Origin of the sequence: Vibrio sp. AIC-3 (genome assembly GCF_013114515.1) — a bacterium.
Lineage (GTDB): Bacteria > Pseudomonadota > Gammaproteobacteria > Enterobacterales > Vibrionaceae > Vibrio > Vibrio crassostreae_C.
On record NZ_VTXG01000027.1, the window covers coordinates 1 to 20,483 of the forward strand.

The window sequence follows — 20,483 nt, forward strand, 5'->3', positions numbered from 1 at the left end:
ATATATCAAGGAACGCTCAAAAGTCCGCGCAGAGGAAGTCTAAAGAAAACATTACGTTAGACGGAATTTACGCTGAGCTTAGTGCTTAAGGTTCTGTCTATGAGATACGAATAAGTTATACAAACTAAAAAGCCGAGCATTGATTATGCTCGGCTTTACTAATATTAAGTGGATTGGTTTAGACTAAAACGCGTAACGCATACCGAGCTGTAGCTCATCTTCGTCGTTATCGCCTTGCCCACCTTCGCCCTCGTCTAACATGTTAAACTTATAACTACCAAAGAAGGCCACATCGCCAATATAACGTGCGTATTCTAGACCGATAAAGTTAATGTCGTAATCTGCAATATCGTCAGCTTCAAAGTAGCTGTAGGTCAGGTTGACGGTGTTGGCACCAAACGAGTATCCCAAGTAAGCATCGGCAGAATCGTAGTCTGAATCTTTTACGCCTAGACCTGAAATACTACCAAATTGATAGAGTGCGGCGAACCAAACCCCCTGATCGTTGGTGTACTTAACCGCACCAATATAGGCATCAGAAGTTTCTGTATCTGTCCCAACGCCATAGGTTTCATCACTTGACGCATAACCGACGCCAATATCTAACCCAATCGAAGTGCTGCCGGCGACAACTGCACCGAAGCCGTCACTTTGTGCTGATTCACTATCTGAATTGAAATTGCCATCAATTTGAAAGGTGATGTTGTCGCTTGTCAGTTCATAACGTAAAACATTTTTTGCTCGATCAGCAGTCGACACCGTGTATTCATTGATATAGCCGCTGAAGGTTTCAGCCATATCCGTCCAATCGGTTAAGTAGGTAACGGCATTATTTTGGTGGCCATAATAGACGTTACCGTGATTGGTTTGAACACCCGTATATAAGAATCGAGTGTTAATGCCGATATCATCTGATGCGCCATCTTCAGACTCTGTTAGTTCGAATTCATATTTCCCAAAAAAGGAAACATCGTCCGACGCTTTTTGTGTGCCATCGACACTTAAGCGGACACGTGATCTATCACTATAGGTGCTACTATTACCAGCACTTTTATTCGCATCAGAGAAATTCCCTCGAACTTCTGCGCGGCCGCCGATATTGAATACTGTTTCATCTGTCTCATAAATGGTCGCCGCCGATACGGCAGATGTCGATAGTATGCTCACCACTGCAATGGCGATATGTGATTTTTTCATAATTTATTCCCTATTTTTCACACTTGTATTTATCGTAAACCATAAATTCACGTATAGCATTGAATTTAGATTATTAATTCCTACAGATTATGAATATAGGCGCGCTTTACCATTATGCAAATTTCATTATGTATTACTGTGCTGTATGTATTCAAAATAGCTATGATGTGTGGGGTTGGGTTTTGAATTGCTTATAGATTGTTGCTCTTGAGGGAGATTAATTGTAGCTGATGTTTTTCGACTATAGAGTGCTATCGTATTTATGTATGTTGGTAATAACCCGGCCACTTTATATGAAAAATCCGAATTTAGTCATTGCGGCCTAGTAATTCGATGACGACGATTACAAAATCGTGGTGATTTTTATGAATGATGTATTTCAGTGAGTTACAAAGCCTCTACGTGCCTTTCACTTATAATGATCAAAATACTACGGTAACCCAATGGGCAAGCAAAATTTTTGACACTAAATATAGGCATTGATCTATACCTGTATGGTTACTGTAAAGGCCAAGAAAAACGGTATAGACAACAAAAATCCCAAATTGAACACATTAGGTTAGTTAATTGGTTGTAATCAAGGATTAGAATTTTTTCTAACTAAACTTTGTTTTTCAGCGGTTTGACGATAATCTGGGTGTAAAATCGACATGTTGTTATGTCTTTGATTGCAAAGTGAGCAAACGAATCGCAAGATGCCAGTTAATACTTGCACCATCTGTTTATCATAGATATCATCGTTGGCGTTCTAAGGGAATGCGTCCGTAGCTCAGTTGGTTAGAGTACCGCCTTGACATGGCGGGGGTCGGTGATTCGAGTTCACTCGGACGCACCATTCCTTCTTTAGTTTTTATTGCATAACTATTGAGTTTGTCACAATGGTAGTAATAAGAAATTAGAACATCGCCCGCTTAGCTCAGTTGGTTAGAGTACTTGCATGACATGCAAGGTGTCACTGGTTCGAGTCCAGTAGCGGGCACCAAATTCGTTCTTTCTGAACAAGCAAAAAGCCCACCTAGCGTGGGCTTTTTTGTGTCTGTAATTCCTTGTGTTATCTCGTTCTTTATGAACAATCAAAAAAGTCCACTGAATGTGGGCTTTGATGTAGATCTTGTCGTCTTCTAAACTAAGCGCGAATGATCATTTGCTCGCGCTCAGGACCTACCGATACCATCACGATTGGCACACCCATCAGCTCTTCGATACGAGTAACGTAATCTTGCGCTGCTTGAGGAAGGCTCTCAAACGTGCGGCAACCCGTGATGTCTTCATCCCAGCCTGCCATATCTTCATATACAGGTTTTAGTTCAGCCGTTTGTGGCCAAATTGGGTTCTCTGTATGCTCACCTGAGTAAGCGGTACAAATCTTAAGTTCAGACAAACCAGACAGGCAATCGATCTTAGTTAATGCGATTTCCGTTGCAGCTTGCAGTTCAACACCGTTACGAGTTGCTACCGCGTCGAAGTAACCCATATCACGTGGGCGGCCTGTTGTTGCACCGTATTCGTTAGAGCTTTCGCGGAAGCTGTCTTGCTCTTCCATTGCTGTTACTAGCGTGCCAGTACCAACAGACGAACTGAACGATTTAGCAACAGCGATAACACGTTCAGGACGAAGTGCAGGTAAACCGCTACCAATGCCAGCATAAGCTGCGGTTACATTCGAAGATGTTGTCCAAGGGTATTCACCGTAGACAAGGTCGCGACCTGCGCCTAACTGAGCTTCAAACAGTAGGTTTGCGTCTTGTGATTGCAGCGCTTTAAGCGGCTCAGTTACGTTGCAGATGAACGGGCGCCACGCTTTAGTTACTTCAAGTAGCCATTCTGTCATTTCAGAAGCAGTCTGGGAGAAGTCACATTGAGGGTAGAGCGCTTTAAGCTGAGGCATCTTCCAATCAAGTAGGAATTGAATACGCTGCTCTAAAATTTCAGGTTGATTCAGCCAACCGACAAGAATGCCTTTCTTCATTACACGATCGCCGTACGCTGGTGCAATGCCTTGACGTGTAGAGCCGTAAGCGCCATCGCCCAAACGCTCTTCTTCAAGCGTATCTTCAAGAGCATGTAAAGGGAGACACAGTGTCGCACGATCTGAGATCGCCATTTTCACTTTGATGCCAGCCTCTTGAACTTCTGCAATCTCTTCAGTTAGCGCAGCAGGGCTGATCACCATGCCAGGGCCAAGAACCGCCGTACAATTAGGATTAAAAATACCACTAGGTAGTTGGTGCAGTTTGAATGTACCGAAGTCATTTACCACAGTATGACCTGCATTGTTTCCGCCTTGGAAACGAATGCTAGCAGAAGCTTGGTCTGCTAAAAAATCGACGATGCGGCCTTTGCCTTCATCACCCCAGTTTGCGCCCACAACAACGATAGATGGCATAATTTTTCTCCTAACTGATTGAGGAATCATGTTAGGCCTACAAGGTGGATAAGAGAAATTAATTATCTTTATTATCTTGATAAGGATTTCATATATCCTTAAAGTCTTAAGCTACAAACGAGATTCCCTATCACGTTCGTTCCTCACTGTAGGGAATGACGATGGGGCATTCTTTACTTTTAGGGAATGATATTAGTGACACGAGAGAGAGGACATGATGCTCGATATTAATTTGTTGAAGACGTTTGTGACGCTTGCGGAGTACAAGCATTTTGGGAAAGCGGCCAATGCACTGCACATGACACAACCCAATGTGAGTTTGCACCTAAAACAACTGGAACAACAAACACGCATAAAGTTGATAGAGAGAAGCCCTTTTCAATTGACTCAAGCGGGTGAACGGCTATTGGAAACAAGCCAAAGAACGCTACTCGAACTGCAGATTTGTCAGGCCGATCTCAATGCCATTAACGACCTTAAAATAGGGACGTTAACCATTGCCGTAAGTGACATCATTTCTCGATTTTTGCTAATTCGTCCGTTCCAGAAGTTCAAAGCGCAGTATCCCGGTATTGACCTTACGCTCTTGAATACCACGTCATCTCAGGCATCGAATTTAGTTAAAAATGCTCAAGCGGATATTGGTTTTGTTATCGCCAAAGAGCAGCACAACGAGTCTTTGTATTTCACTAAGCTGCAAGAGCTTTCTTGGTGTGCGCTTGGCGATGGGTTTGATATCCGAGACTCTGATGCAGAGCTCACTTTGATTCTACTAGGTCATGATACGAGAACGCGTGACTTTATTGATGAAGGTTTACCAAGCCTTAATCTACCTAATTATAGGGTGATGGAAGTAGGGAGTGTCGATGCTCAAATCGACTGGGCAGAAGCGGGATTTGGTGTGGCTATTGTCCCGGAGTTTGCGGTATCAACCAAGCAGCACCTGCATTCGAAAGTGACACCATTGACCAACTTCTCGAGCACCAGTCTTGGTTATATTGTTCGGCAGAACCAAGTCTTGTCGAAAGCAACCAAGCAGCTGTTAGGTTGGGTGAATGATGAGATTATTTCATTGCAAAACAAATAAATACAATCATTGAGTTTGACTCAATCAGCCCACCTCGAGTGGGCTTTTTTGTCCCTGGAAAGCCTCGTTTTTACTGAATCAATAATCTTTGGAACAAACTAGCGCTCACCATCAACTATTCGTCCCGCAAATCAGAGTTTCAAAATTCATCGTTGACAAAGTTTGATAATCAAACTAAATTTCAAATTATTACTTTGATTGTCAAATTACTTGTCAATCAAAGGGCTTTATGTGCAACGATCATCTAACCACAAACACAAGCTAAGGACGCCATTTTGAGTTTTCCAACACGTCACCAACACAACTTTTCTTCACATAACAGTCAAGGTGAGAAACGCACGTTCTATGTCCTGTTATTGACCGTCGTTACCATGGTTGTCGAAATTGTTGCAGGTACTATTTACGGCTCGATGGCATTGCTTGCCGATGGTTGGCACATGGGGACGCACGCCGCAGCGTTTGGTATCACCTTATTTGCATACCGTTATGCGAAGAAACATGCCGAGAGCGAACGTTTCTCTTTCGGTACTGGCAAAGTCAGCGTGTTAGGGGGCTACACCAGCGCGATTGCATTGGGGATTGTGGCATTGTTGATGCTGGTGGAATCAGTACATTGTTTGTTTAACCCACAAGCGATTCAGTTCAATGAAGCGATCATCGTTGCTTGTATTGGTTTAACTGTGAATGTGGTGAGTATGTTTTTACTTGGCGATCACCATCATGATCACGGACACGAGCATGGCCACAATCATAGTAAGAATCACGGTCATTCACATAGCCATGAGCACGACAGCGACCATGGTCATAAACATGGCGAGCATCACGGACACCATCATGATCACAACCTACGCGCAGCCTACATGCATGTGTTGGCGGATACTCTAACTTCGCTGCTTGCGATTGTTGCGCTGCTATTTGGTAAGTTTTACGGTTGGAACTGGTTAGATGCAGCAATGGGAATGGTTGGCGCATTCGTGATTGCTAAGTGGACGATGAACCTTATGAAACAAACCAGCCCAATCCTGCTGGATGAGAATATCGACCAAGATTATCGTGACTCAGTGACCAAAACCTTAACGCCTTATGCGTCGGTCACCGATTTCCATATGTGGAAGGTGAGCGGGCATCACTATTCAGCAGCGATTACTCTTGAATCAAACAGTGATAAAACCGTCTCTGAATATAAACAAATGCTCGCCAAGTTTGATAAGATTAATCATCTTACTCTTGAAGTGCATTCAAACGACCATGCGAAATATAGAACAGCTTAACCAAATACTGACTGAGTTCTACGATAAAATGTCTTCGTGGGAGCAGTCTGTTGTCAAAGAGACGGGTTATTCCCTGGCTCAAGTACACACCATTGAAGTACTTGGTATGCATGGTGCGTTAAGAATGAAAGAGCTCGCTGAAAAGTTGGGTATTACCACGGGTACACTTACTGTTCAAATAGAAAAGTTGGTTAAAGCTGAATTGATTGAGCGCCATGAACACCCAACAGATCGTCGTGCGATTGTGGTTGCCTTGACGGATGAAGGGCAGAAGATACACGTTCACCACAATCAGCTTCACTTGAATTTGGTTAATGAGCTGACGCAAGATATCGAAGAAGATGAGAAAGCGGTGTTATTGAAGTGCCTAACCAAGATGGTAAAAGCGTTTTAGTCAGTCTTGAGTTCGCACCCTAACTCTTTAGCTGCAAAGCGATTGACTAGAAAATCAAAAGATGGACCTGACTCGAATTGAGTAGGTCCATTTTTTTCGCCGTTTACGCTCTACTGTACAATCATCAATAGACGGATTCACTGTTTAAAAACCAAGTCAAAACCTCCAATATTGCGCTTCGCTCGTGCTCTTCTGGAGAGCCAAAAAAATGTCATCATAAATAATGCATCCAAATGTGCGTCAAAGTCTTTTAATTCAATGCCTTGTATACCATGACATTCAGGCCATTTATGTTCCGTCAAATAGCTGTCTCTCACTTTTATCATTCAACTAATGTACATGTATTTAATTTGTGTTATTGATGCTTTTATCTTTAGTGAAAAGATTCATTCTCTGTTTGAATACCATTGAGAATGTCACTGCTGGTGGGCTGAACAGTCGCTAGATTTAGTGCTCATTACTGATACAAAAAATATAACAATAATCAGGTCGCGTAAGTTGGATATCCATTCTTTGATGCGATTTATTTAGATACTCATAGTTAATTTAGTAAAGACGAGCCACGTATATGAACATAAAGAAAAAGCTCTATTCGTTGGGGATGTTCTCCATCTTCGGCATGATTTCACTGCTGTTTACCACATCACAATTTGCAGACACCACCGCTCAAATGAGCGAAGCCAAACAAATTACCAAAGAGCTTGAAGTGCGTTTGCTCAACCTTCGCCGTAACGAGAAAGATTTTTTACTGCGTAGCGATATGAAATACCTCGACAAGTTCGACGTAAACTACAAAAAATTCTTAGCGTCTGAATCTGAGCTAGATACAGTGCTCAGTGATTTAGGTTTAGCCAACAGCACACACCTACGTGAAGACATCGAAACCTACCACACCAGCTTTGTTAACTTAGTTAAAGCGAGCGAAGTCTATGGGCTATCACGTGACAAAGGTATGCTAGGCGAGTTTCATGTTTTGCTCGATAACATCAGCGCGACAGCCAGTGCGGAACAAAAAATCGAGCTTTACCTGTTCAATGACTTAATTGAGAAGGGGGAGTTTGACCCGAGTGTTCTTTCTATAACTTCAAATATGAGTAGCTCAGCTGCTTTGATTGACGCTGCTCGCCAAGTGGTTGAGCAAAAGCGAGTGATTGGCTTGAAGCACAACGAAGGTCTGCTTGGGCAAGCTCGCTCGGGTTCTCATGCTATCGAAACTCAATTTAAAGAGTTCTCCGCGGTGCTAGACCAACAAACGCAGCAAGAGATGGACAAGCTATCGCTGATCAACAACATCCTTTGCGTCACGCTACTCGTGTTGATCATTCTGTTCAGCTGGTTAATCGTCCGTTCTATCATTGGCAAAATTGAGTCACTGCTTTCGGTGATTCGTAACATCGTTGATTCTAACGACGTGTCTATTCGTTCGCACCTTGATGGCAAAGACGAACTCAGCACGTTAGGCCAATACTTCAACCAATTGCTTGATCAGCTAGAAGGCTTGATCGCGGCATCTCAATCTAAGTCTCTGCAACTGACACAAAGCACGTCGAACATGCATGACGAGCTAGAGTCAGTAATCAAACAGTTTGAAGTTCAAGCAAATCACACCTCTACAATGACGACGTCAGTGCAAGAGATGGTACTCACCATTGGTGAAATATCAGAAAGCACATCAGTTGCGGCTGAAGGTGTTCATCAAGCAAAAGTGAATGCCGATAAAGGCCGTGAAGTGGTGGTAGATACGATCAGCAACATTACTCAGTTGTCTGAACGCCTTTCTAGCAGCCAAGATTCGATCAGCTCATTGAACCATCATGTTGATCAAATCGGCGATGCAGTAAACATCATCCAAGGCATTGCAGAACAAACCAACTTGCTGGCACTGAACGCAGCTATTGAGGCAGCACGTGCCGGTGAACAAGGCCGAGGCTTTGCCGTGGTTGCAGATGAAGTTCGAGCTCTTGCAAGCAGAACGCATCAATCAACAACCGAAATCACCAGCGTTGTTACAGCAATTCAAAGCCAAATGAACGCTTCGATGACCGAGATTGGTGAATGTAACCAACAAGGTCAACTAACGCTGAAAGATTCGGAAGAGCTGGATGCGAGCTTGCAACTTATCTTGAGCGACATGGAAAGCATCCAAGGTAATTCAGAACGTATTGCTTCAGCGATTGAAGAGCAGGGAGCAGTAATGGCGCAAGTGAATGACTTAATTACTGAGCTGAACACTATCTCGAACGACAATAACGCTTCGGCGCAGCATTGCTTAGTTGAAGTGGACAAGGTAGCAGAGCAAGCGAACGATATGGACCAAGCGGTCGCGCAGTTCAAGACTTCATAAACAACATAGAACTTACTAAAACAAAAGGCGTGGATCATCTACGCCTTTTTTGTGCCTGAAATTCAAATAGATAAATGACGAGAATAAAAAAACGGCCCGATCTGGGGGAAGATCTGGGCCGTTATGTTACGTATTTTAAGGGGAATTACTTATTTCGGCCTTCTAGCACATCCAGTGCCAGTTCAACCGCTTTATCAATATTGTCGCATCCCGCTAACTTACCTGAACTGATAGGACCAAGCACATTAGCGTATAACGAGAGCTGCTTGTTAAATGGCAGGCTCAACTGCTCATATAAACGCTGGCGAATCTCGGCATGTTGCTCAGGAGCGTGAGCAGCAAGGCTTTTCAAAGTGTCATAAACAAGAGTGGTGGTAGTGTTCATTCGTCTCTTTATCATTAAGTGGGAGGCGCTTATTTTATAATCTTTTCGTATTCGTTTACTGTGATATAAGTCATACAATATTATTAATGTGTTTATCTTTTCAATCTAATGAGAATAAGGCATTCCAAAATAGACTTAAGTATCTGTGAAATATAACTAAAATAATGACAGACTATCGAACACACGAACGAATTGGCGCGTTTCTGGCAAACGGTCAAATCTATAGGAAGAGGAACAACATGCACTACGACGTATTCAACGGAGACGCAGATGGCATAATCGCGTTGTTACAGCTGCGATTAAGTGAGCCAAGAGAGAGCGTGCTCATTACTGGTGTTAAGCGTGATATTAAGTTGGTCTCTCAAGTTGTTACTCAAACTATGGAGCCGGGTAAGCAAGGTGATGTTTCTTCCGTTACCGTTTTAGATGTATCGATGGAGAAAAACCTGCCTGCACTGCACTCACTGCTAGACGCAAACATCAATGTATTTTATTGCGATCACCACCGAACAGGGGATGTCCCAACTTCTAGTCATTTAGATACTCTGATTGATACCGCGCCAGAGAGCTGCACGAGCTTGCTGATTAACCAGAAGCTGAATGGTGCGCATGTGGCTTGGGCAATCGCAGCTGCCTTTGGCGACAATCTAAAAACGGTGGCGGCGCGGCTAGCGGATGAAAATGGATTCGCTCAATCTCAAAAAGAGTTTCTAGAAGAGCTAGGTACCTTGGTTAACTACAACGGTTACGGTTCGTCACTGAGTGATTTGCATTTCACGCCAGCTGAGCTCTACAAAACCCTTTATCAATACCCGAATCCGTTTGATCTTTTGGATGATAAAGACTCTGTGTTTTATCGACTACGAGATGCTTATCAAAATGATCGCCAGCAGTTATCAAACCTTGCTCCTGTTTATGAAAGTGAAGTCGCACGTGTGTTTGAACTGCCAGGTGAGACGTGGGCAAGGCGCATCAGTGGCGTATTTGGTAATGAAATCGTTAATCAAGATCCAAACCGAGCGCAAGCAGTATTAACGAAAAACCAAGACGGCGAGTCTTACACGGTGAGCTTACGTGCGCCATTATCAAATAGAACGGGCGCAGACGAAATTTGCTCAAGTTTTGCGACTGGCGGAGGAAGAAAAGCAGCGGCTGGAATTAATCAACTTAATGAACTTGATAAGGTGAATTTTATTTCACTATTGGATGCATATTATTCATCTGGCACTGACGGTTAACTGAAAAACTCCCGACGTATACATTCAAAATTCTACAAACTCTTGCTCCTATATTCCGTTATACGTGTGTATTGCTAGCACATGTGTGATGGCTATATCCAGGCTGTTTTAGTGATATCACTCGCAATGGTATCTGGTCTGAGGTCAGTGATTACGGCGTGTTTGGGGTGATTTTTGCCGATTTAAAGTTCATTTTTTCCTATCGGTGATTTTTTATATTTTTGGTTAATTATCTTAGTGAATTAAGGTTGATTAAATATTTGCATGGTCAATGCATTCGACCGAAAATAACAGTTTTTAGCATTTCAATTTGAATGAAAAGTCAAAGTCATATTGATTCTGATATTCAATCTGTGACTTAAAATCACAAGTTAAATCAAAGGTCATCTTTTCCTATAAATTCCATTACTTCTCTATAAATATTCATGATTACAATGAATTGGTTCGGTTGTGATTGGCACAGCTGTTAAGTAAGGAAGTGGGACTAATGTTGAAACGTAAAGCTCTACAATTAGCAGTATCGGTCGGCATGGCGGCTATGTCTGGCGCTGTTTATGCGAATGGTTCAGATATGACGAATCCAGACTCTGGCGTGGTGGTTGGCTATTGGCATAACTGGTGTGACGGTGGCGGCTACCAAGGTGGTAATGCGCCATGTGTGACGCTGGATGAAGTGAACCCAATGTACAACATCGTGAATGTGTCATTCATGAAGGTCTACGATGTGGCTGATGGTCGAATCCCAACTTTTAAACTGGACCCAACCATTGGGCTTTCAGAACAACAATTTATTGACCAAATCTCGGAACTCAACAAGCAAGGTCGCTCTGTGCTGTTGGCTTTAGGTGGTGCGGATGCACACGTAGAGCTAGAAACCGGTGATGAAAGAGCCTTTGCTGATGAGATTATCCGTCTAACTGAGCGTTACGGTTTCGATGGCCTAGATATTGACCTTGAACAAGCAGCCGTAACCGCAGCAAACAACCAAACCGTGATTCCGGATGCACTTAAGCTAGTGAAAGATCACTACCGCGCAGAAGGTAAAAACTTCCTTATTACAATGGCGCCTGAGTTCCCGTATCTAACGACAGGCGGTAAGTACGTTCCTTATATCGATAATCTAGAAGGCTACTACGACTGGATTAACCCACAATTTTACAACCAAGGTGGCGATGGTATCTGGGTTGAAGGCGTGGGTTGGATTGCTCAAAACAACGATGCGTTAAAAGAAGAATTCATCTACTACATTTCTGATTCTCTTATCAACGGAACGCGTGGCTTCCACAAGATCCCACATGACAAGCTCGTGTTTGGTATTCCTTCAAGCATCGATGCTGCAGCAACCGGTTTTGTACAAGAGCCACAAGATTTATACGACGCATTTGATAGCCTAACGGCGCAAGGTCAACCGCTACGTGGTGTGATGACTTGGTCTATCAATTGGGACATGGGCACCAACAAAAACGGCCAACAATACAACGAGCAGTTCATTAAAGACTACGGCCCGTTTGTACACGGTCAAGTAACGCCACCACCAGTCGAGGGCGAGCCCGTTCTTAAAGGTGTCGAAAATACGCGTGTTCTTCACGGCACAACGTTTGATCCTATGGATGGCGTGACGGCAACAGACAAAGAAGACGGCGATCTAACGTCATCAATCGATGTTGAAGGTTACGTTGAAACCAGTGTTATTGGCACTTACGTTTTGACTTACCGAGTGAAAGACAGCGATAACAACGAAACCACTAAAGCGAGAACGGTAGAGGTTTACAGCCAGAAGCCAGTATTTAATGGCGTATCTGACACAACAGTTGTGTTGGGTACTGCATTTGATGCTATGGCAGGCGTGACGGCGAATGATGCTGAAGATGGCGACCTGACAAGCACTATTACACACACTGGCAGTGTCGATGTAAATGAAATCGGCAACTACACACTTGTGTATAGCGTGACAGACAGCGCGAACCAAACCGTAACCGTTGACCGTAAAGTGTCTGTAACTGATGGTTCTAACTGTGCTGCTGCATGGGATGCCGACACCGTTTATGTTGAAGGTGACCAAGTATCTCATGACGGTTCAACGTGGGGAGCAGGTTGGTACACTCGCGGCGAAGAGCCAGGAACAACAGGTGAGTGGGGCGTTTGGAGAAAAGTTTCAGACTCTTCATGTGGTGGTAACCCAGATCCGGGCGATGACTTAGAGCTTTCGGTTTCAGGACTTCAATCACAATATGCGCCAGATAACGGCAACGTGCGTTTAGATCTGACACTGACATCAAATGAAGCATTAGATGTTACCGCTATGGTGATCAACAGTGCAGGTACTGTGGTTGAGCAAACTAAGGTTAACGTAACGGACAGCCGTGCTATTACCATCGACTTATACGATGTAGCGGAAGGGCAATATGCACTTGAAGTAGTCGGTAAAGCATCTGACGGTGAAATGGTGATGGTAAACGATTCGTTCGCTGTTAAAGACGGTGGCGGAACAACACCTCCTCCAGGTGATTACCCTCCATATGAAGCGGGCACAAACTACGCAGCGGGTGACATTGTGGTCGGCAGCGATAATGGCTTGTACGAATGTAAGCCTTGGCCATACACGGCATGGTGTGCAAGCGCTTCTTATGCTCCAGGCGATAGCCAATACTGGCAAGATGCTTGGACAAAGCTGTAGTCTGATAGCTCAACGCTAGCAATATAAAGTAGACGATCAAAGAGAGGCCATTGTGCCTCTCTTTTTTATGTTTAAACAGTTCTGACTTAGAGCTTTAAAACCCACTTAACCTTAAACTCTGCTCAGCATATTGCTCTAGATCAAAATAGGAGTGATTATCAATTGTATTACATGTTAAGAAATAGCACTATGCGCACATTGAATTTTATATATTGTTAATATTTGCATAATGAATCTTGCTCAAGTCGACCTCAATCTACTCGTTATTCTTAAACACCTTCTTGAAGAGAAGCACGTTTCCAACACGGCATTGGCGCTGGATATGAGCCAACCTACGGTGAGCCGATCTCTGCAAAAACTGCGTACCGTTTTCAATGATGATCTATTGGTGCGAGCGGCTTATGGCTATGAGTTAACGCCAAAAGCAGAAGCCATTAAGCAAGATCTCAATTCGGTACTGACACGTTTAGAAAAGCTGGTACATGGCGATGTATTCGAACCGCAAAGCAGTGACAGTACGGTTCGCTTCTTTGGTTTAGTGCCTAATGTCGCGCACTTGCTGCCCAAGGTAGTTGCGGAGATACGTCAACAAGCGCCAAACATGACTGTTGATATCGACTCGATTCCTAAACGACACTTTGAGCCTCTGTTATCCGGTGATGCGCACTTTGTGTTGTCGACCCACGAGCCGTTAAGTTCAGAGCAAAATTTGTATCGAATGTTCGTGATTAGCCGCGATTACCGTTTGCTGATGAGTAAAAAACATCCTTTGGCGGACAAAGAGATCACGGTTGATGACTTGTTGAATAGCCAACTTGGTCAAATCTCACTGCAAGGGGATAAGAAGCTCTCGATCGAAAGTCGATTTAAAGATCTTGGCTTGATTGATAAGCAGCGCCAGCTGTCCATTCCAATTCAGCTTTCCAATTTTAACGTCGCGCCGGATATGGCAGAAGCAACCGACATCATCTTTCATTTACCGACACCTTTTGCTCAACAAGCCGCTACGCAAAGAGATCTTGTTTGTAAACGCGTGCCTAAAGCGTTGCGCCACCCATCAGAAGACGTCTACTTATACTGGCATAAGCGCTTTCATAACGACCCGATGTGTCGCTGGGTTCGCAATATATTCAAAGAGCTTTATACATAATCCATCTGCAGGGTGAATGAAAATTACGAATACCTATCGAGTTGGATATAGATCTCTTTCATTATTTGAATGGTGAATAACGAGAATCGATTTTTGGTATGAAACTTTCGTTGATAAGCGTGATAGTTGGTTATTTAATGCAAACCATTATCATTACCAATCACATATAAGAATGAATATCATGTCTGAGAGATCTCTTTTGATTCGCAAACCTCTTTTGGTTCGTAAACCCCTTTCGATCGCAGTCGCTGTTATTTGTACCTCACTTTCAGCTAACGTGTTGGCGCAAGAAGAAGCGCAAGCAACAGATGAGCAAATGGTTGTTACGGCAACTCGTACCGAGATGGCACTAAAACAAGCGCCAGCTTCAATGTCGGTTATCACCGCGCAAGACATTGAAGAAAGCCCTGGTATTACCTTGGCAGACATCGTTGCCGAATCAACGAGTGTTGAGTCTGATTTTGATAGCACACGTGCTGGCCGTCAGATGATCTCTATTCGTGGTATGGATTCAGATTACACTCTTATCATGGTGAACGGTCGTCGTTTAAGCTCTGCAAGTGCCATCATCCGTGGTAACGACTTTGACCTATCAACGATTCCTGCTGATTCGATCGAACGTGTTGAAATAATCCGTGGCCCAATGTCTGCACTTTACGGTTCAGATGGTATGGGCGGTACAATCAACATCATCACTAAGGCTCCAGAAAACGATTGGAGCTCTACACTGAGCATGGACACTTCATCTCCACTTGATGGTGATGGAGGGGAAGAGTATTCGATGGGCTTCACGACATCTGGTGCGTTGATTGAAGACGAGTTGTTTGCTCGCCTTTCTGTTAACCAGACAAGCCGTAACGCTTGGCAACCATATTCTGGTACACACAGCTTTGGTTACGATCGTTCAGATGTAACAGCTCTAGAAGAACGTGACACGTTAAGCTTACTTGCAAGCCTGACATGGAATGCGACAGATAACCAAACCATCGATTTCGATTTTGGCTACAGTGATGATGAACGTGAGTCATCTGCGGAAAACGTATCATCTGTGATTGAGTCTGACACACGTGTTGTACGTCAGAGCCAAGCGATCACACATAGTGGTTTTTGGAGCTGGGGTGACACGCAAGTACGTTATTCACGTGAAAATGTGACAGATAATGATGCTGCGGACTCAGATACTAACTATAGCAGTGACATCGAAGAGCTGACTCAAATTGTTGAAGCTTCGGCGACCACTTATCTTGGTGATAGTCACACCGTAACGTTTGGTATGGACTACCAGTTGAGTGAATTAACCAACAAAGAAAACTTAGTCAATGGTACATCTGAAGCTTATCAAGGTGCGTTATTTGTTCAAGACCAATGGTTAATGACGGATCAACTAACGGCAACCATTGGTGGTCGTTTAGATAAGCATGAACTGTACGGTGAAGAGTTCAGCCCACGTGTGTACTTGGTTCATCAAACAACGAATGACCTGATCATCAAGGGTGGTGTGGGTAAAGCATTTAAAGCACCAACATTGACTCAAAATCAGACAGACTACACAGTTAATAGCTGTAAAGGCGTATGTGATTTACATGGTAATGAAGATCTTAAGCCCGAAACCAGCTTGAACTATGAGATCGCTGCGATTTATAGCCAACCTCGTTGGAATGTTGAAGGTGCCTTATTCCGAAATGAAATCAACGACCTAATTGATCGTGATGAAACCTATTGTGAGAACGGCGGAGTGTTTGAATCGGGTAAAGGTTGCGCTGATAGTTCAAGCTCAACTGGCTATGTGAATGGTAAGCGTACTTATACAAACGTATCAGAGGCTGTAGTTCAAGGTGCTGAGCTTACAGGCCAATTCCAAATTACTGATGAATGGGGTGTGTCTGGTAATTACACATTCTTAGACACTGAAGATAAGTCTACTGGTGACGAATTACTTGAGCGTTACAAGCATTCGGGTTTAGTTAAACTGAACTGGAGCCCAACTTACGATCTAAGTACTTTCGTGAGTGCGCGTTACCGTGGTGAACGTCAGATCGAAAGCGATCTAACTCAAGACGCTTACACAACGCTGAACCTAGGTGCTGTCTACAACGTGAATGCTTCAGTACGACTACGTGCAGGTATCACGAACTTAACTGACGAAGCTGTATCACAAGAGCTAGAGAGCATTGGCTATGTTGAAGAGCCACGTACTTACTACGTAGGTATGACAGCGGACTTCTAATTTAGAGTTCAGTAACTGATAGCTTGATACAAAAGAACCCACACTGGCTGATGCTCTAAAAGGAGAATGGCGAGTGTGGGTTCTTTTTTGATCTATAGATTTGGTTTAATTTGCCGTTTATCTATTAATCTAGATTTTGACACATGTGATCAGCGCATTACCGGACTGAGTATCCCAAGGAATCAGCTTGTCGTAATCGTGCTCGAAGATATTAACCTCGAAGTAGGGCTTCAATATCTCGATTAACTCTTTAAACGAGAATGCCACCATTGGGTGTTCATCATTCCACACTTGAGTTTCACCAGCAGTCGTCTTTTCGATGCTAAGCTTTAGCGCTTGCTTATCACCCTGACCAGAGTAATACCAACCAGAACGGAACGTGAAATCGTCTTTGTCTTGGTTTGTTGTGTGTCTAACAAACAGGTCGTTGCTGATCTTGTCTTTATCAACCACGTTAAAACAGAAAATACCTTCTGGCTTTAACGCACGATGCACACTTTCAATACACTCTTTAAGCTTCTCAAGGCCATCGTTGTAATGGATGGAATACAGGAAGCAAGTGATAAGATCGAGTGGTTCCGTGACCTCAAAGTTACTCATGTTTTGTACTGAGAACTTGGCTTCCGGGCAGCGAACTTCTGCGATATCTAACATCGGCTTGTTAAGATCTAGGCCACCGCTTTGGTAACCGAAATCAATAAAATGACGAACGTGTGGGCCAGTGCCACAAGCTAAGTCGAGGTGTGTTTTTCCTTCATTTCCAAAGATTTGATGGAGTCTACGTACGCAGTTACTTTGCGCTTGGTAGTCAATATCTACACACATTAAATCATAGTAACCGGATAGGTCGGTATAGAGTGCGTTGGCGGACATATTTGCCTGCAGCATAAGCTGAAAAATTAGGGTGGCGCATCATATACCGAAATTGGAAAATCGCAATCAAATATTCGATCAATGAAAGCGTTTTATTTTCTAACTTATGGTCGTTTTAAATGAGACCGTTTAAAGGGATGTTTAAGCTGCCAACAACATCAGTACGCGTGTCATCGCTATTCACTTTGCCCTGACTACTTATTCGTTAACTAAAACAGGTGTTGCTCCCTCAATGCAGCGACCATACGGGCTTTGCGGAACGCTTTTATCACGAGACGAGATAGGAAAAATATGGTATCTAGGTAAACCCAGTGTGACATTTATAATTTTATGATTAATCAGTAATTTTACTGATTCAAACCGAGTTCTTGAAAAGGAAACAATTCAGGAAAGTGGGCTGTTGATAAAAACCAAATCACTCAAGCTAAATAAGCGAACTAAACAAGGAGAGTTGAAACAATGACATCAGCAATAAATGCACAGGGTTCAATGGAAAATAGAACAGCATTGGAAAGCAGTGCTTCAATAGAAATTAAGGTGGATGACTTGTCGGGTGGGGAAGTCATTGAATTACTTGAAGAGCACCTCGCTGATATGTACGCCACTTCGCCAGCCGAAAGCGTTCATGCACTGGATCTAGATGGGCTCAAGTCACCAGAGATTACTTTTTTCAGTGCTTGGAAAGACAGCCAACTACTTGGGTGTGTTGCCATTAAAGAGCTAAATACCCAACACGCTGAACTCAAATCGATGAGAACCTCACAGTTTGCTCGAAAGTCAGGTGTTGCGAGCCAACTTTTACAGCACGTATTGGATACAGCAACCGCCCGCCAGTATCAAACAATCAGTTTAGAGACCGGCTCAGAAGACTACTTTAAGGCTGCGCGTAACCTGTATGAAAAGTTTGGCTTCGGATACTGTGAACCCTTTGCTGATTATGTGTTAGACCCGCACAGCCAGTTTATGAGTATTGAGTTGCGTTAAGAGACTAGCCTTAGATGTCGACTTACTTTGCAGGTTTCTCCCTTGGCCTTTCGCTGATTCTTGCGATTGGCTCTCAAAATGCGTTTGTTTTAAAGCAAGGGCTTAAGAACCAACACGTATTGGCAGTTTGTGCTGTATGTGCCATTTCTGACGCCTTACTGATTAGCTTTGGCGTGACGGGCCTTGGCGCAATCGTTAAACAGTTCCCACAAATTGAGCAGTTCGCCCGTTATGGTGGCGCTATCTTTTTGGGTGTCTATTCATTCTTAAGCTTCCGATCAGCATTTACCGAAAACCACGCCTTAGAAGCCACGGCAGAAACTAAAGACTCATTAACCAAAGCGATTGCGATGTGTTTGGCGTTCACTTGGCTTAACCCGCATGTGTATTTGGATACTGTGGTATTGCTGGGGTCTATCTCAACTCAATATCAACCGGATCAAATGTTGTTTGGCGCTGGGGCGGTATCGGCGTCATTCGTGTTCTTCTTTTCACTTGGATATGGCGCTCGCTTCTTGGCTCCAATGTTTAAGAACCCGAGAGCGTGGAAGGTGTTGGAATTTGTCGTTGGCGTGATCATGGCATCTATTGCAATATCTTTGATTGTCTAGCTGCGCGTAATTAGGCTTCCATTTTGGTATAGGTGTTGAATACACGCCAGTAGAAAGCCTAACCTTACGTTTAATCTCACAAGCAGATGCAGTAAATATCGAATTCTTCGGCCCGAATGGTAATAGACTGGCAAGCCGTGATGTAGCGTTTAGCACAGTAACTCTGGGCGCTTCGTACAATTTTTGACGACCTCTGTGAAATAGCTTAAAGCTAAAGCTATGGACACCTAAAACCGCTCTAACGTTGAGCGGTTTTTTTATGTCAAAAATAACGATTGGTCACGCTATGGGCGGAGTTGGTCCAAAGCCTGAAATTAGTTGGTTTTCACAAGCTTATAAAAGGGAATTATCTCGACTATTTTGGTAGATTAAAGGTATTACCGACTTCCAGTGAGCAGCAATGAAGATTCTTCACACGTCCGATTGGCACCTTGGCCAAAACTTCTACAATAAAAGCCGTAAGAATGAACATGAACGGTTTTTACAATGGTTACTTGAGCAAGTTACAGAGCACGACATCGACGCGATCATTGTTGCTGGCGACATTTTCGATACCAGTACACCGCCGAGTTACGCTCGTGAGATGTATAACAAGTTTGTGGTCGATTCGAACAAGATCGGTTGCCAATTGGTGTTATTAGGTGGAAATCACGATTCAGTCTCTGTGCTTAAAGAGACACAACAGCTGCTCAAATACATGGGCGCAGACGTGATTCCTAATACCAATGAAGATCATGCGACTCAGGTTGTCGAACTAAAAGGCAAGAACGGCGATGTAGAAGCGCTGGTTTGTGCCATTCCTTTTATTCGCCCTCGCGATGTGTTGATGAGCCAGGCGGGTGTCACTGGCGTTGAGCGTCAGAAGCAACTCGGCGATGCAATCAAACAGCATTATCAAAGTGTTTATGATGCGGCGGTTGCTAAGCGCGCGACGTTTGTAAACAGCGAGCACATGCCGATTATCGCTACCGGTCATTTAACGGCGATGGGTGTCCAACAATCGGATTCTGTGCGTGATATCTATGTCGGCAACCTTGATGGTTTCGCCGCTGATGGCTTCCCAGACGCAGACTATATCGCACTTGGTCATATCCATCGCCCACAAGTGGTGGCAAAGCGTGAATACATTCGTTATTCAGGCTCTCCAATCCCACTAAGTTTTGATGAACTTAAGTCTCAGAAACAAGTGTGTGTTGTTGAGTTTGTTGAAGGTGAGCGCACCATTTCTCAATTGCCTGTTCCCACATTCCAACCTCTAGCTGAAATCAAAGGCGACTTGAGCGAGATCGAATCTCAGCTGAACCAATACATAGGTTTAGATAGCGAACAAAGCGTGTGGTTATCGATCGAAGTGCAAGCGCAAGATTACCTTTCAGATCTCCAAGAACGTATGCGTGCATTGACCGAAGGCTTGAACGTTGAAGTACTTCAACTGCGCCGTGCAAGAGAGCGTCGTAATCAAGCATTAGAGCAAGAGTCGGCAGAAACCTTATCTGAACTGAGCCCGATGGACGTGTTTAGCAAGCGTATTGCCTTAGAAGAGTTTGAAACGGATTCTGAAAAAGCGCGTTTAGAGCGCATGACGGTGAAGTTTAAACAAGTGATGGTTGAAGTGTCTGAGAGCGCTCAAGCGCCAAACAAAGTAGAAGAGTAACCAGT

Annotated in this window: 15 protein-coding genes, 2 tRNA genes and 1 pseudogene; 14 read left to right on the plus strand and 4 right to left on the minus strand. The window is 43.7% G+C overall.

Features of this window, described 5'->3' with window-relative positions:
• Positions 1-183: 183 nt before the first annotated feature.
• The gene (locus F0229_RS16740; protein ID WP_136979967.1) at positions 184-1,197 is read right to left on the minus strand and encodes a porin; all 1,014 of its coding nucleotides are present in this window, start codon (positions 1,195-1,197) and stop codon (positions 184-186) included.
• A 758-nt stretch (positions 1,198-1,955) separates the two neighbouring features.
• Between F0229_RS16740 and F0229_RS16745 the strand changes: the two genes are divergently transcribed.
• Both F0229_RS16745 and F0229_RS16750 read left to right on the plus strand, forming a co-directional pair.
• A tRNA-Val gene (locus tag F0229_RS16745) sits at positions 1,956-2,032 on the plus strand.
• A 70-nt stretch (positions 2,033-2,102) separates the two neighbouring features.
• A tRNA-Val gene (locus tag F0229_RS16750) sits at positions 2,103-2,179 on the plus strand.
• Between the two features lie 144 nt (positions 2,180-2,323).
• Here the strand turns inward: F0229_RS16750 and F0229_RS16755 are convergent.
• The gene (locus tag F0229_RS16755; protein ID WP_136978501.1) at positions 2,324-3,583 is read right to left on the minus strand and encodes an adenylosuccinate synthase; all 1,260 of its coding nucleotides are present in this window, start codon (positions 3,581-3,583) and stop codon (positions 2,324-2,326) included.
• A 214-nt stretch (positions 3,584-3,797) separates the two neighbouring features.
• On the opposite strand from F0229_RS16755, the gene F0229_RS16760 reads away from it, so the two are divergent.
• The 4 genes from F0229_RS16760 to F0229_RS16775 all read left to right on the plus strand — a co-directional run bounded on the left by F0229_RS16760 (position 3,798) and on the right by F0229_RS16775 (position 8,679).
• The gene (locus F0229_RS16760) at positions 3,798-4,670 is read left to right on the plus strand and encodes a LysR family transcriptional regulator (RefSeq protein ID WP_017059183.1); all 873 of its coding nucleotides are present in this window, start codon (positions 3,798-3,800) and stop codon (positions 4,668-4,670) included.
• Positions 4,671-4,945: 275 nt separating this feature from the next.
• Positions 4,946-5,941, plus strand: coding sequence for a CDF family Co(II)/Ni(II) efflux transporter DmeF (dmeF, locus tag F0229_RS16765; protein ID WP_171733297.1), 996 nt, complete (start codon positions 4,946-4,948; stop codon positions 5,939-5,941).
• Positions 5,919-6,335 (plus strand): MarR family winged helix-turn-helix transcriptional regulator, encoded by a 417-nt coding sequence (locus F0229_RS16770; RefSeq protein ID WP_017059185.1) that lies wholly within the window; start codon positions 5,919-5,921, stop codon positions 6,333-6,335. Before dmeF ends, F0229_RS16770 begins: the two co-directional genes overlap by 23 nt.
• Positions 6,336-6,954: 619 nt before the next feature.
• The gene (locus F0229_RS16775; RefSeq protein WP_171733329.1) at positions 6,955-8,679 is read left to right on the plus strand and encodes a methyl-accepting chemotaxis protein; all 1,725 of its coding nucleotides are present in this window, start codon (positions 6,955-6,957) and stop codon (positions 8,677-8,679) included.
• A gap of 145 nt (positions 8,680-8,824) precedes the next feature.
• Here F0229_RS16775 and F0229_RS16780 read toward each other — a convergent pair whose 3' ends face one another.
• Complete coding sequence (locus F0229_RS16780) at positions 8,825-9,064, minus strand: PAS factor family protein (RefSeq protein ID WP_004733935.1); 240 nt, start codon at positions 9,062-9,064, stop codon at positions 8,825-8,827.
• A gap of 239 nt (positions 9,065-9,303) precedes the next feature.
• Here F0229_RS16780 and F0229_RS16785 point away from each other — a divergent pair, with 239 nt between their 5' ends.
• The 4 genes from F0229_RS16785 (at position 9,304) to F0229_RS16800 (ending at position 16,356) form a co-directional block, all read left to right on the plus strand.
• On the plus strand, positions 9,304-10,302 hold the full coding sequence (locus F0229_RS16785; RefSeq protein WP_102321015.1) for an acetyltransferase: 999 nt from the start codon (positions 9,304-9,306) through the stop codon (positions 10,300-10,302).
• 487 nt (positions 10,303-10,789) lie between these two features.
• A complete protein-coding gene (locus F0229_RS16790) occupies positions 10,790-12,979 on the plus strand; it encodes an immunoglobulin-like domain-containing protein (protein WP_171733298.1) in 2,190 nt (729 codons plus the stop codon).
• 229 nt (positions 12,980-13,208) lie between these two features.
• The gene (locus tag F0229_RS16795) at positions 13,209-14,129 is read left to right on the plus strand and encodes a LysR family transcriptional regulator (protein ID WP_017059189.1); all 921 of its coding nucleotides are present in this window, start codon (positions 13,209-13,211) and stop codon (positions 14,127-14,129) included.
• A gap of 181 nt (positions 14,130-14,310) precedes the next feature.
• Complete coding sequence (locus F0229_RS16800; protein WP_171733299.1) at positions 14,311-16,356, plus strand: TonB-dependent receptor; 2,046 nt, start codon at positions 14,311-14,313, stop codon at positions 16,354-16,356.
• Positions 16,357-16,485: 129 nt separating this feature from the next.
• Here F0229_RS16800 and F0229_RS16805 read toward each other — a convergent pair whose 3' ends face one another.
• The gene (locus tag F0229_RS16805) at positions 16,486-17,229 is read right to left on the minus strand and encodes a class I SAM-dependent methyltransferase (protein ID WP_029235856.1); all 744 of its coding nucleotides are present in this window, start codon (positions 17,227-17,229) and stop codon (positions 16,486-16,488) included.
• 459 nt (positions 17,230-17,688) lie between these two features.
• Between F0229_RS16805 and F0229_RS16810 the strand changes: the two genes are divergently transcribed.
• From F0229_RS16810 to sbcD, 4 genes and pseudogenes are all read left to right on the plus strand, one after another.
• Complete coding sequence (locus F0229_RS16810; protein WP_017059192.1) at positions 17,689-18,213, plus strand: GNAT family N-acetyltransferase; 525 nt, start codon at positions 17,689-17,691, stop codon at positions 18,211-18,213.
• A gap of 14 nt (positions 18,214-18,227) precedes the next feature.
• On the plus strand, positions 18,228-18,824 hold the full coding sequence (locus F0229_RS16815) for a LysE/ArgO family amino acid transporter (RefSeq protein ID WP_171733300.1): 597 nt from the start codon (positions 18,228-18,230) through the stop codon (positions 18,822-18,824).
• A 13-nt stretch (positions 18,825-18,837) separates the two neighbouring features.
• Positions 18,838-19,011 (plus strand): annotated as a pseudogene (locus tag F0229_RS21925) (porin family protein); the annotation flags it as partial.
• Positions 19,012-19,224: 213 nt separating this feature from the next.
• Entirely contained in the window at positions 19,225-20,478 is a 1,254-nt protein-coding gene (gene sbcD, locus F0229_RS16820; RefSeq protein ID WP_017067000.1) for an exonuclease subunit SbcD, read from the plus strand.
• Positions 20,479-20,483: the final 5 nt, after the last annotated feature.